Source organism: Myxococcus sp. MH1 (genome assembly GCF_059738865.1).
This window is the reverse complement of record NZ_AP026947.1, coordinates 52,854-65,403: the sequence shown is the minus strand read 5'-3', so window position 1 is coordinate 65,403 and position 12,550 is coordinate 52,854. Positions and strand designations below refer to the sequence as shown.

Genomic DNA, 12,550 nt, shown 5'->3' with positions numbered 1-12,550 from the left:
CAGCGCGCTATGCGCTTCCATCCGGGTCGGAGTCGAGCAAGCGCAGATAGTCGCGCACGTCCTGAACGAAACCCGGGAGCGGCTTCGACAGCGCATTGAGGTGCTGCTCGAAGGTCTGCGGAGGTTTTTTCTTCTCCTCGGCGTGCTGTCGGAGAATCTGGAGCAGCGTCTCACTATCAAGGTCGAAGAGATTCCGCAGGAAGCCGTCAGCGGACTGCGCCTCCATGAAGTCGGGCAGGTCTTCCTTCTGGAAGTGCTTCAGATTGTTGGTCACCAGGACCTGCGCCTGCGCCTTGAAGGCAGCGGCGGCGACATGCCTGTCCCCCAGATGATTTCTCATGCTGGACTCCAGGTGCTCGTAGCCGGTCACTTTCGAGTCGGGAAAATGCACCCCCAACAGGGCGAGTGTCCTGTCGATCGACTCCGGGGTGCGGTTCCTCTTCGCTATCAGGTTCCGTCGGAACTCTTCAAGGACGCGGTCACTCCAATACGGTTGGATGAGACCGGCCGAAGCGACGCGCAACAGGGTGTCGCGCGTCGCTCCCGAGAAGAACACGTTCGCGTCGATGAACACCCGAAAGACCGCTGGGAACACGCCCCCACCCCGCAGCGGGCCGGCGTGCTTCGACCGGCCCTAGCTGTAGTAATCCTCGTCGTCTTCACTGAGCTGCGTGAGCTCTCGAAGACCACTCGCCCTTGCCTCGTCCCGCTGCTGCTTATAGCGCAGGAGGTCCTCGAAAAGGATGCGTCGATGCTTGACGCTTCGGGTGTATTTGATTTTCCCGGACTCACACAGATTGACGAGTCCCTGGCGTGAGATGTTGAGAAAGTCCGCTGCTTGCTGCGTGGTCAGCGCTTTCCTCGAAGGCACGATGCTCACCGGCTCTCCCTTGGCAAGCGCGGCGAAGAGCGTGCGCAGCAACTCCGCGGCCTCTGGCGGCAGTTCGACCTGAGCGCCGTTCGGGAAGAGCAGGACCGGCGACTTCGGGCGAGCCCCTGACGCGGCCTTTCCCTGGGTGAGCTGCCGATGGATCTGCTCGGCGATAGGGCGCTTCTCGGGAGGAAGCGCGACGGGGTCGTCGAGGTTGGTCAGCATGCGGGCACTCCGCTACAGCAGCAAAGGAATCCCTGTTTATTCAGGGGTTTGAATCACTCGACTCGATTCAAAATCGCTAAATTCGCCAACCTGATTTAAACAGCCGTATGACATCTGTCAAACCCGTCAGTGCCCCAGGCTGTCCACGCCCCGCAGCGGGCGCATCAACGCGGAGACGAGTCGCTCGCGGCGCACCACGAACTCGGCTGTGCCCGTCATCCCTGGACGCAGCTTCACGGGCACTCCCGCCGTGGAACGCGGCGCCTCCGGCACCCTCACGTCCACTCGATAGGGCGAGGCCCCCAGCGTGTCGTCCTGCCTCCGCGTCGTGTCCCCCGCGACGCGTGACAGCTCCCCCAACAACACACCGAAATCCTGGAACGGATAGCCGTCCAGCTTGATGCGCACCGCCTGCCCCTCTCGCAGGAACGTGATTCCCTCCGACGTCACCGCCGCGCGCACCACCAACGCATCCTCCGACGGCACCACCAACCCCAACACACTCCCTGCCTGCACCACGTCTCCCCGGTCGAACACCGTCAGCCCCTGCACCGTCCCCGCTCGCGGCGCCACCACCTCCCACCTCGCCACCTCCAGCCGCGTCTCTTCCAGCTCCCCCTCGTACCGCTCCAACTCCACCTTCGCCGCCGCCAACGCGGCCCCATCCGCCAACGACGCCACCCTCGCGTCCCCCTCCAACCCCCGCTGCTCCAACTCCAGCCGCTCCAGGCTCGCCTCCAGCTCGCGCGCCGCCGCTCTCGCCGCTTCCACCTGGGAGCGCGCGACCTCCGCCTCCGTCGCCGCGTTCTCCGCCTCCACCGGCGCCACGAACTCCTTCGCCTTCAGCTGCTCGGCCTGCCGCGCATCCCTCGCTCGCGCCTCCGCCTCCCGCTCCTTCGCGCTCACCTGCGCTCGCGCCGCCTCCAGCCTCGCCACCGTCTCCACAGCCGTCGCCTTCCGCACGCGAACCTGCACCCCGTACGCGTCCGCTCGCGAGGCCACCAGCGCCTCCAACATCGACACCCGTCCTCGCGCCTCCGCCACCTGCTGCTCCAGCAGCTTCAAGCGCGTCCGCACCTGCGCGTCATCCAGGCGCAGCAGCACCGCTCCCTGCTCCACCGGCTGCCCCTCGCGCACCGAGATGTCCGCCACCACCCCCGAGCGCTGTGCCTGCACTCGCGCTGTCTCCCCCACCGGCGCCACCACCGCCTGCGCTCGCACCACCACGTCCAGCTCGATGAAGCACAACGCGCCGAAGCCCAGCAACGCCAGCCCCGCGCACACCAGGTACAGCGTCCGCAACACCTGCCGCGTCCTCGGGAAGTCGAGCACGGGAAGCAGCTCGCGATAGGTGTCCTCACTCACCGCCATGCCCCACCTCCGTGCCATGGCGCTTCCAGTTCGGCGTCGCCTGCGCGAGCGCGCTGTACAGCTTGCCCTGCGCCGACATCAGCGACTCGTGCGTCCCCATCTGCGAGATGCGCCCCTCGTTCATCACCACGATGCGGTCCGCGTGCTGCAACGTCTGGAGCCGATGGCTGATGATGAGCGTCGTCCGCCCTCGCACGATGTCTCGCAGCCGGTCGTGAATCGCCTGCTCCGCCAGCGGGTCCAACGCCGCCGTCGCCTCGTCGAAGATGAGGATGCGCGGGTCCGTCACCAACGCCCTCGCGATGATGACCCGCTGCCGCTGCCCTCCCGACAACGTCAACCCGCGCTCCCCCACCAACGTCTGGAACCCGTACGGCAGCTCCGTGACGAAGTCGTACGCCCCCGCGAGCTGCGCCGCCCTCACCACCGCCTGCTCCGTCACCGGACGCCCACAGGCGATGTTGTCGAACACCGTGCCGGAGAACAGCTGCGTCTCCTGCGTCACCATCCCTATCTGCCCACGCACCGACTCGGGCGTCACGTCCCGCAGGTTGTAGCCGTCAATCGAGACCGTCCCCTCGCTCGGGTCATGCAACCGCAACAGCAGCCGCACCAGCGTGCTCTTCCCACACCCCGAGGGCCCCACCAGCGCCACCACCTCGCCCGGCGCGAACTCCAAGTCCAACCGCTCCAACGTGTTGGACTCCCTGCCACTCCCATAGCGGAAGCTCACCCCGCGAAACCGCAGGTGCCCCTTCACCCTCGGCAGCTCCAACACCGCCGAGGCCCGCTTGTCCCCCTCCCCCGCCACGTCCTGCACCGCCCCCACCCGCTCCAGATGCGCTCGCACCCGCTGGTAGTCCCGCCACTGCGTCGCCAGTCGCACCAACGGCCCGCTCATCTGCCGCGCGAACAGCGTCGCCGCGATGAGCGCTCCCACCGTCAGCTCTCCTCGCAGCACCGCCTTCGAGCCCACCCACAGCACCAGCGCGCTGCCCATCAGGTCCAACGTCTGCGACACACTCGCGCCAATCGCCCCGTGCATCGCCGCCTTGAAGCCGTGCTGCAGCGACGGCGCCAACAGGCGCTGCATCGTGCGCAGGAAGGGCAGCTCCAAAGCGTGCGCCTTGAGCGACTCGAAGCCCTTGAACGAGTCCATCAGGTGCGTCTGGTACAGGTCATGCTGTGACAGGTACGCCACCGTGTGGTTGCGCACCTGCCGCCCCACCACCGCCGACACCAACAGGTGCAACGGCATCAACGCCAACGCCAGCACCGCCAGCACCGGCGAGTACAGCGTCAGCACCGCCGCCGTGCTCAACACCAACGCCACGTCAATGGTGATGGCGATGGCGTTGTCGACGATGAACCCGCGCACCAACCCCACCTCGAGGAACCGGTTGAGGATGTCGCTCGTCGTGAAGCGCTGGAACAGGCCCGAGGCCCCATCCAGGATGCGCCGGTACAGCGTCTCCACCACGTCGCGCTCGATGCGCGTGGACGCCTCCAGCACCAGGTAGCTGCGCGCATAGGACAACACCCCGGACACCACCGCCGTCCCCAGCAACCCCACGAGCAGCACGTCGAGCAGCGCCGTGTCCGCGCGCATCAACACCCGGTCGATGACGACCTGGCTCCCCAACGGGAACGCCAGCGCCAGCACCTGCAACAGCAGCGACAGCCCCACCAGCTCCGCGATGGCCCAGCGATAGGGACGCAGCAGCACCGAGAAGCGCCCGAGCGCGGACTGCTCGCGCTGCTTCGGGGCCAGCGGCGCCACCGCTGTCGTCATCCGGTCCGACGGCTTGAGCAGCAGCAACATCCCCTTCCACGAACGCTCGAACGCCTCTCGCGGAATCGTGCGCGTCGCGAACGAGGGGTCCCCCACCACGACACCCTTGCGCGTCACCCGCCACACCACGACGAAGTGGTGCCGGTCCTGCAGGTGCGCGATGGCCGGCAGGTCCACCGAGCGCAACAGCTCCCAATCCGCCTGGATGCCCGTGGTGATGAACCCGAGCTGCTCCCCCGTGCGCGACAGGTCCAACAGGCTGGTGCCGTAGCGGCTCACGCCCGCCAGCTTCATCAGCGAGGGGTAGTCCAGCTCGTGGCCGTGGTACCGCGCCACCATGCGCAGGCACGCGGCCCCACAGTCCATGTGCTCCTGCTGTCGGTAGAACGGCACGGGCTTCCAGCTCGGCGCGGAGCCGGGTCGCTCGGGGAGTTCCAGGGAGGACTCCTCCTCCGCGGGCAGCTCGGGTGCCGCGCTCACGTCCGTGAGCACCACGTGCGGCCACCGGTTGAACTGCGCGCTGCTGCGAGCCACCCGCCGCCCCAGCGCCCGGCGGACTCCCGGGTAGCGCAGCAGCACCTCGGCCGTGGCACCTCGGGGCGCGGACAAGAGCGTGCTCGGCTCCAGCGCCGTCGCCGCGGCGAAGACGGGCGCATCCAGGAGCAGCGCATCCAGCGCGAAGTCCTCGCCCGGCCCGAGGGCCCGCTCGCCGTAGCGCACCGAGCCCTGGCGCAGCACCCACCACTCCGCCGCCGTGGCCCCCGCGGGCATGAGCACCGTGCCCTCCGGCACCGTGCTCTCCCGGAAGCACGCCGCGAGCCGCAGCGCGCCCTCCGGCTCCACGTCCTCCACGAACAGGTCCAGCAACGCCCGTCGCAGCGCGGGACACAGCAGCGCCTTCAGTCCACCCGTCTCGTCGAGGGCCAGCGCCTCCGTGAACGCAGCACCCGGGACCTCCAGCACCCGCGCGCCGCCGCTCGCCACCACATCGAACCCGTGCGTCGCCCCCACGTCACGCGCGTGCGTGCCGTACAGCTCCCCCGCCGCCACATGGGTCACCCGGAGGAACGCACCGTGGCTCGCGCCCAGGTGCCCCATCACGAGCATCCCCTCGAGCACCAGGAGCACCGAGTCACACGGCTGTCCGTGCGTCGCCACCAACTCCTGCGGCGCGAAGACACGGATGCGCCCCGCGCGCTCCAGATGTCGACGGACCTCTTCCGGCAGGATGCGCAGCACCCCGGACACACGTCGCGCATCCAGGGCGAACGTCTCGACGCTGTCCGCGAGCACGCTCATGGCGCCGCCACTCAATCCTCCACGGTGAAGACGAGCGGCCCCTCGTCCGGACCGTAGAAGTCGAGCAGCTCGCGGTGGTACGCCATCGTCAATCTGCAGAACGTGATGAGCCTGCGACGGATGCGCGCCTGGTCCGCCGCGGTCAACGGCCCCGAGTCCGCGAACGGCTCCCGCCCGAACTGGTCGTGGTCATCACTGCAGTCCCCCACGTCATGGTCCCGGAAGGGCCCGTACGCCTCCACCGGCAACACCCCGTGCTCGGTGAAGCGCTCCCAGAACTTCCCCACCGTGGCCAGCGCCGTCGGGTCTCCCTCCCCCACGCCGATACAGGCCGAGTACGACAGCGGATCCGCCATGCCCAACCACCGCAGGTGGTTGATGAGCGCCTGCATCGAGATGAGCGGAGACGCCCGCTCCAAATCCACCTCCGTCAACCCCGCCGCGAGCAACCCGCGCTTCAACCACGCGTGGTGCCAGTACTCGAACGACAGGTGCTCGCTCAGGATGGTCTTCAGCCGCTCCGTCGGCTGCGACGCCACCGCCGCGCTCTGGTGCGACGAGGCCGCCAGCGCGAAGTGGTAGTTCTCCAGCAGGTACCCCACCGCCAGGCGCCGCGACACCGGCCCCGTCCAGAACCGGTGCAACATCGCCGACGGCCCCCAGCGCTGCTGCGCGATGCCCGCCAGCGAGCGCAGGTGCTCGTAGTACGCCAGCGCGTCCACCTCGAACGCGCTCGTCTGCACCAGCACCGCGCGGTGATACAGGTCCTGCGCCACCGACGACACCAGCTCCAGCCCCAGCTTCGTCTCCCGCGCCAGCTCCGAGAGCGTGCGCTGCCCGTCGAACAGCGGAATCACGCGCCAGGCCTTCTCCGCGCTCTCGCTGTCGATGGTCATCACCTCCCAGGGCTCGCCCTGCGCCCCACCGAGCACCAGCTCGCGCCGCGCGAGCCCGTCGGGACGGACCCAGCTCGCCAGGGACAGCCGCATCGCGGGATGCAGCGGCCCGGGCTCACGCGTCGAGGGATGCCAGGCACGTCCGATGATGGGAAGGTGGCCGTTGCTGTCACTCATGGTTCTCACCGCCTGCTGAAGGGTTGGAAGAAGAAGCAGGAGCCACGAGCGAGACGAGCTCCTGCTGAACGAAGGCGCCCAACGTGTGGCGCGTGACGGCAAGCGCGAGCTCCAGGTCCCAGCCCCGCTCGCGATGCAGCACCTCGGCCACCTGGACCACCGTCCTCACGCCGTCACAGGCGCGCCAGACGGCATCGGTGCCCTCGTCCAGGTCGAAGTAGTAGTTGTCCAGGATGAGGTGCACCTGGCCCTCCGCGCGGCGCCGCCGCACGCGCAGATGGGTGACGGGAACGAGCAGGTCCATGGCGCTCATCCCTCGATGACATCCGTGAGCTGGTTGCACAGCCGGATGCACGTCTCCAGATAGGCCTTGAGCGCCTCCGGTTGCGCCCTCAGCCGCGCGCCGTCGGGGAACTGGAGCTCCCAGAAGCGCTGCTCGAACGTGCGTGCCTCCGCGTCACCGCTCGCGGCGAGCTGCCCCAGGATTCTGGTGCGCCACTTGCGGCGGATGTTCGTGCTGCCCCGCGCGTGGCAGAAGGCGTCGCAGGTGGAGTTGAGCAGCTCCCGCGCGCGCATCAGCGCCACATCCGGCTGCTCCATCATCCCGTAGAGGTCCTCGAGCGCGTCGTCGACCTCGCGAATCTTCACCTCCTGCAACCACCGCGACAGCCGAGGGAAGTCGAAGCGGGCGCGGAGCCGCTCCAGGCGGCTGTCGTGCATCAGCGCGACGCCCGTGCGCACGCGGTGGAGGAAGACGATTTCGTCCTCCGTCATCCGCCGCTCCATCATCACGTTGTCCGGCCCCCCCTCCTTCAGGTCGAGCGAGGCCAGCTTCGCGGCGAGCCGCTCCACGGCCGCGTCACTCCAGTACTCGAAGTCCACGCGCCGCTTGCCGAGCATGTGCACGGAGAAGAGCGCCTCCCCCGCCTTGTGCAGGCTGGTGCCCTTCGGCTCCCCCCCGCCGACGATGAACACGTCGATGTCGGAGAAGGCGTTGCCCATGCCCTCCACCAGGGAGCCGGACAGGAACACCGCGGCCTCCAGCGCGGGCGTCAGGGACTCGAGCGCCAACAGCTGGCCCAGGTCCACACCCAGGAGGTCCACCAGGTCGTCACGCGAAGGCTGCGTCATGAGGGCCGCCACATCGGAAAAAAGAAGAGGAAGGACGACGCGGGCCCGTTTCCAGGCGGCCCGCGCCCCCCTGCATGAGCCTCAACGGCCCACGCGGTCAGCCTTCACCGGCGAAATCACAGCACCGGGAAGACGCGGCCCGGCCCCTCGAGGATGGGACCCGTCACCACCGGGCCCGTGACGATGGGACCCGGCAGGGTGACGACGGGGATGTTCGTGGTGGTGATGGCGCCACCGACGACGCACTTCATGGTGTCGGCGGACAGCTTGATGGCAACGCTGCGGGGCTTGTTCATGGTGATGCTCCTTGATGTGTCGGTTGTGACTGCGTGCTACGTGCTGCGTGCTGCACCTGTGGCGGCCACACCCCACCGCCTGAATCGAATGAGTCCCCGCGCGACGCCCGTGCGAGGATGGGTCCCCTGGAATCCGGAGGACCGTGGATGCGTGCCGCTGCCTCGACACCCGTGCTTCGCGTGGGACTCAACAAGGTCGCGCTGCTGCGCTCGTCGCGTGGGAGCGCCGTCCCCGACCTCGGCGAGGCCGCGCGGGCGCTCGTCGACGGCGGCTGCCGCGCGCTGCTCGTGCACCAGTGGCCGGACCATCGGCACGTGAAGCCCGAGGACGTCTCCGCGCTCTCGCGACTGGAGGTCATCCGTGACGAGCGCGCCTCGCTGCACGTGGGCGGAGACCTGCGCGAGGACCTGGGCGCGCTGCTCGAGCGGACGCCCGGCGTCGGCTGCTGGGTGGTGACACCGTTCGAGGCCCAGCACCTCACCACGCAGCGCGGCTGGCGCGCGGAGGATGACCAGGCACGGCTGGCGCACTGGGTGCGCTCGCTCCAGGGACGCACGCGCATCTCCGTGTTCGTGGACCCGGAGCCGGCGGCCGTGGACCTCGTCGCACGCGCGGGCGCCGCCGCGGTGGAGCTCAACTGCCGTGCGTATGTCGAGGGCTTCGAGACCCCCACGCGGGAGCGTGCGCTGGAGGCCCTCGCGCTCGCGGCGGACCGCGCGCGTCAGCTCGGGCTGGAGGTCAACGCCGCGCATGACCTGGACCGGCGTCACCTGCCGCCGCTCATCCGCGCGGTGCGCCCCACGCTCGTGTCCGTGGGACATGCCTTCGTGGCCGCGGCGGTCATCGCGGGGCTGCGTGAAGTGCTGCCCGGCTTCCTCCAGGCGGCCTCGGAGGAGTGATTCGCTCGCCGTCATGGCGACACCCCCAGGTCCCGGGTGCCGTGCAGCTCCAGCGCCTCCGCGAGCAACCGCACGCCCGTGGCGTGCAGCACCAGCGCGATGTCCTCGGTCCGTGGATTCACGGGCGCGAGTTGGAACGGGGCGTTCGCCAGGAGCAGCAGCGGCATGAGCACGTCCAGGCGCACGCGCCAGTCCGCGTCCCCGCGCGTGCGGGCCTTCACGGACAGCTCGTCGACCAGCCATGCGTCCAGCGCGGCGAAGCGCTGCAACGCGGGCCCGGCCCACGCGGCCCACTCCCAGGAGATGCGTCCCTCGTCCTCGCTCACCCGCGCCGCGCCCGCGCGCACCAGGTCGTAGAGCCCCCGCGTGCACGTGCGCAGCTTGGCCAGGTCCTCCATGTAGTCGCTGTCGGAGTCCCCGGTGACGGTGGAGCCGCGCGGGTCCAGCAACAGGAAGCGCCCCGTGGCCGGCTCGAACAGCACGTTGTCGTACTTGAAGTCCCCGTGGAACCGACCGAGGCACGGTGGACGCAGTCGCGCGAGCAACACGGTGTCGCATTGCAGCTCGCGCATCAGGGACGCCGCGCTCGGGTATACCCGGCCGTGGATGTCCAGTTGCTCCGCTGAGCACAGCCGGTCGAAGCGCTCGGACATGCCCCGGCCCGCGCTCGCCCTGCGCCAGAACTTGTCCACGTAGCTGACGTGGAAGAAGTCCTCCGGCGCCGGCCGGTGATGGTCCGCGTAGAGCACGTCGAAGGCGAAGCCGAGGAGACTCCGCGTCCCCGAGATGGCCTCGTCCACCGTCAGCGTGCCGTCCACCAGCACGCGCGACATGTCCGGCCACGGGCAGAAGTCCATGTCGTACTCGGCCCAGCCCTCCCCCGTGCGCACCTCCAGCACTCGCGGGAAGTACCCGACGGCCCTGGGTGGAAGCGCCTTCAGCCACGCCACCTCGCGCAGGAGCTTGTCCCGGCCGTGCGTGGCGCGCTTGGTGACGCGGTGGCCGTTCACCCGCACGTCGCGCACGACGCCGCGCCAGTCTCCTTCCGACACGGGCCCCCTCATCGCGCCGCCTCCCGCTGGTGACGGAGGACGTCCAGTCCCTCCGTGAGCGTGAGCGGCGGCTCGAACCCGAGCGCGGACAGCCGCGTGGAGCCCAACCGGTTGTCGCGAGGACGCGCCGCGAGCGACGACTCCTTGCGCGCGTGCACCAGCGTCACGTCCAGGTTGAAGGCATGCGCCAGTCGCCTCGCCCACGAGTACTTCGTGGTGGCCTCGGCGCCGCTGAAGTGCAGCACGCCGTGCACGCCTCCCCCCGCGAGGCGCGCGAGAATCGCCGCCACCTCGTCCACGAGCACCGGGTAGCGGACCTGTTCGCCGTCCGCGTACACGGGCTGGCCCGCCGCGAGTCGCTCCAGCGTGGACGTGACGAAGGTAGCCTTCTCGTCCGGCCCCGCGAGGCCGTAGAGCAGGGGCACGCGCAGCACCAGCGCGTCCTCGAGTGTCAGCGCGAGCAGTTCTCCTTCTCGCTTGGTGACACCGTAGTGCTGCAGCGGCCGGGGCGCGTCGGTCTCCACGTACGCGCTCGCGGGTGCGCCGTCGAAGACATGGTCCGTGGACACGTAGAGCAGACGGGTGCGCGTGCGTCGGCAGGCCTCCACCACGTGGCCCGTGCCGACCACGTTGGTGGTCGACGCGAGCGTCCGGTTTCGCTCGCAGTCATCCAGGTTGCATCGCGCCGCCGCGTGGATGCACACGTCGAAGCGTCCCGCCGCGAAGGCCTCGTCCACGGCGCGTGCGTCGGTGATGTCCAGGCGCTCCAGGCCCTCGCGCGGCGTCGTGCTCCAGGTCCCCACGGCCTGGGCTCCGCTCGTGCGCAGAGCGCGCATCAGGCGACGGCCCAGGAATCCGCTCGCTCCCGTGACAATGACTTTCATGACCCTGCCTCGTGTCCGCCTCGCCGCTACAGCAGCGAAGAGGACGCGCCCCCGCTCGCGCCCAGTGCCGTGCCCAGCAGCGCCAGCCGGTCCGCTCCCGCGCGGGGTCCCGGCACGCCGCACTTCACCGCCGCCACCTTCGTCGCGAAGCGCAGCGCCTCACCGAAGCCCTGCCCCGCGAGCGCCGCCGCGATGTAGCCCGCGTGGAACGCATCCCCCGCACCCGTCGTGTCCACCACCTCGCAGGCCTCCGCCGACACGCGGTGGTGCTCTCCATCCGACGTCCACCCCTCGCACCCCTCCGCGCCCAGCGTGCCCACCACCACGCGCAGCCCTCCAGCCAGCAGCGCCCGCGCGGCCGAGGCCAGCTCCCGCTCCCCCGTCAGTTCGCGCAGCACCTTCCCAGGCGCCACCAGGCTCGTGAGGTGCGGCAACAGCGGCCGGGCCTCGTCGGCCACCTCCGCGTCCGCCAACACCGGCAGCCCCCGCGCCCGCGCGTGCTTCGCCAGCGCCAGCGAGAAGGCGGGCTCGTGCCCGTCCAGGTACACCAGGCCACACGCATCCATCGGCGCGGCCTCCACCGGGACACCGTCCATCCGCAGCCGCGCGTCCTTGTGCATCACCAGCGAGCGCGTGCCGTGCGTCGTGTCCACCACGATGGCCGCCGTGTGCTGCGGACAGTCCGCCACCGTGAGGCTGCCCTCCACCCGCACGCCCGCCTCCACCAACGAGCCGCGCGCGAGCCTCCCGAAGTCCCCTCCACCGAAGACACCGAAGTAGCGCGTGGTGACCCCCAGCGCGCCCAGCATCGCCGCCACGTTGGCGCCCTGCCCGCCACCGAAGAAGCGCAGGCCGTCCGCCTGCACCTTCCCGTCCGTCACCAGCGCCTCGCGCGTGGAGAAGACGATGTCCACCGTGTTGTTGCCGATGACGAGCACTTCCATGTCTCCACCCCGTGTCCGCATTGCCTGCCCGCCCCTCGGGCCTCGTCGCTCCCCCGCCGTCGCCACCTAGCGCGCCACCACCGGACGCACCGGTGCCTCCGCATGCAGCCGCCGCAGCACGTCCGTCGCGATGCGCTCGGCCACCTGCTCCGGCCGCAGCTCGCTCGTGTCCACCACCACCCAGCGCTCCTCGGGCGGCAGCAGCGACACGAGGAACTCGTCGTAGGCCTGGTGACGCTCGGGGTTGTCGCGCAGGTACGTGTCCCGCACCGACTTGGAGGGGCGCAGCAGCGAGCGCTCACGCTTCGCCTTCGGCGTGGACGTCAGGTAGTAGTTGAACGCGAACGGGAGGTGCTCATCCCAGATGAGCTGACTCGGCAGCCCCGCCGCCTCCGGATGGAAGAAGCGGTTGCGCCCCACCTGGCTGAGCCAGTGCCGGTCCTGCACCAGGAACCCCGACGGCAGCCCGCGATGACACCGCGCCAGGTCCAGCAGGATGTTCGCCGAGTAGAGCCAATCAATCCGCAGCAGGTCCGGCGTGAGCTTCGCCTCGGCCAGGAAGTGGTCGAGGATGGGCAGGTCGTGCACGTAGCAGTGCCCCAGCCGCGCGGGCAGCCCCGCCGCCGACAGGCTCGCGCCCAACAGCTTGCACACCGTCGTCTTGCCCGCGTAGTCCGTGCCTTCAATCAGCAGTCCGTGAATCATGTGCGTG

The 12,550-nt window shown here is 69.7% G+C and carries 13 protein-coding genes; 1 reads left to right on the top strand and 12 read right to left on the bottom strand.

Going from position 1 to position 12,550, the window contains the following annotated elements; genetic code table 11:
- Positions 1-7: 7 nt before the first annotated feature.
- From AC6JA9_RS00260 to AC6JA9_RS00225, 8 genes are all read right to left on the bottom strand, one after another.
- The gene (locus AC6JA9_RS00260) at positions 8-595 is read right to left on the bottom strand and encodes a PIN domain-containing protein (RefSeq protein WP_497958902.1); all 588 of its coding nucleotides are present in this window, start codon (positions 593-595) and stop codon (positions 8-10) included.
- A gap of 39 nt (positions 596-634) precedes the next feature.
- Positions 635-1,096 (bottom strand): helix-turn-helix domain-containing protein, encoded by a 462-nt coding sequence (locus AC6JA9_RS00255; RefSeq protein ID WP_223749463.1) that lies wholly within the window; start codon positions 1,094-1,096, stop codon positions 635-637.
- Between the two features lie 126 nt (positions 1,097-1,222).
- Positions 1,223-2,467 carry a beta-barrel domain-containing protein gene (locus AC6JA9_RS00250; protein ID WP_497958901.1) on the bottom strand — a complete coding sequence of 415 codons (1,245 nt, stop codon included), beginning with the start codon at positions 2,465-2,467 and terminating at the stop codon, positions 1,223-1,225.
- Positions 2,454-5,558, bottom strand: coding sequence for a peptidase domain-containing ABC transporter (locus AC6JA9_RS00245; RefSeq protein ID WP_497958900.1), 3,105 nt, complete (start codon positions 5,556-5,558; stop codon positions 2,454-2,456). The genes AC6JA9_RS00250 and AC6JA9_RS00245 overlap by 14 nt, the downstream gene beginning before the upstream one ends.
- 11 nt (positions 5,559-5,569) lie before the next feature.
- Positions 5,570-6,631: a heme oxygenase-like domain-containing protein gene (locus AC6JA9_RS00240; RefSeq protein WP_223749465.1), complete on the bottom strand. Its 1,062-nt coding sequence runs from the start codon at positions 6,629-6,631 to the stop codon at positions 5,570-5,572.
- Positions 6,624-6,935 carry a hypothetical protein gene (locus AC6JA9_RS00235; RefSeq protein WP_223784233.1) on the bottom strand — a complete coding sequence of 104 codons (312 nt, stop codon included), beginning with the start codon at positions 6,933-6,935 and terminating at the stop codon, positions 6,624-6,626. Before AC6JA9_RS00235 ends, AC6JA9_RS00240 begins: the two co-directional genes overlap by 8 nt.
- Before the next feature lie 5 nt (positions 6,936-6,940).
- Positions 6,941-7,762, bottom strand: coding sequence for a hypothetical protein (locus AC6JA9_RS00230; RefSeq protein ID WP_223749467.1), 822 nt, complete (start codon positions 7,760-7,762; stop codon positions 6,941-6,943).
- 116 nt (positions 7,763-7,878) lie between these two features.
- Positions 7,879-8,058 (bottom strand): hypothetical protein, encoded by a 180-nt coding sequence (locus AC6JA9_RS00225; protein ID WP_141326135.1) that lies wholly within the window; start codon positions 8,056-8,058, stop codon positions 7,879-7,881.
- 147 nt (positions 8,059-8,205) lie between these two features.
- Between AC6JA9_RS00225 and AC6JA9_RS00220 the strand changes: the two genes are divergently transcribed.
- A complete protein-coding gene (locus AC6JA9_RS00220; RefSeq protein ID WP_223784231.1) occupies positions 8,206-8,958 on the top strand; it encodes a pyridoxine 5'-phosphate synthase in 753 nt (250 codons plus the stop codon).
- 11 nt (positions 8,959-8,969) lie between these two features.
- On the opposite strand, the gene AC6JA9_RS00215 is transcribed toward AC6JA9_RS00220, so the two are convergent.
- From AC6JA9_RS00215 to AC6JA9_RS00200, 4 genes are all read right to left on the bottom strand, one after another.
- Positions 8,970-10,010, bottom strand: a complete 1,041-nt coding sequence (locus AC6JA9_RS00215) for a hypothetical protein (RefSeq protein ID WP_497958899.1) — start codon at positions 10,008-10,010, stop codon at positions 8,970-8,972.
- 8 nt (positions 10,011-10,018) lie between these two features.
- Complete coding sequence (locus AC6JA9_RS00210) at positions 10,019-10,894, bottom strand: SDR family oxidoreductase (RefSeq protein ID WP_497958898.1); 876 nt, start codon at positions 10,892-10,894, stop codon at positions 10,019-10,021.
- 26 nt (positions 10,895-10,920) lie between these two features.
- Complete coding sequence (locus AC6JA9_RS00205; RefSeq protein WP_483579246.1) at positions 10,921-11,838, bottom strand: carbohydrate kinase family protein; 918 nt, start codon at positions 11,836-11,838, stop codon at positions 10,921-10,923.
- 66 nt (positions 11,839-11,904) lie between these two features.
- Positions 11,905-12,543, bottom strand: a complete 639-nt coding sequence (locus AC6JA9_RS00200) for a hypothetical protein (protein ID WP_223749472.1) — start codon at positions 12,541-12,543, stop codon at positions 11,905-11,907.
- Positions 12,544-12,550 lie beyond the last annotated feature (7 nt).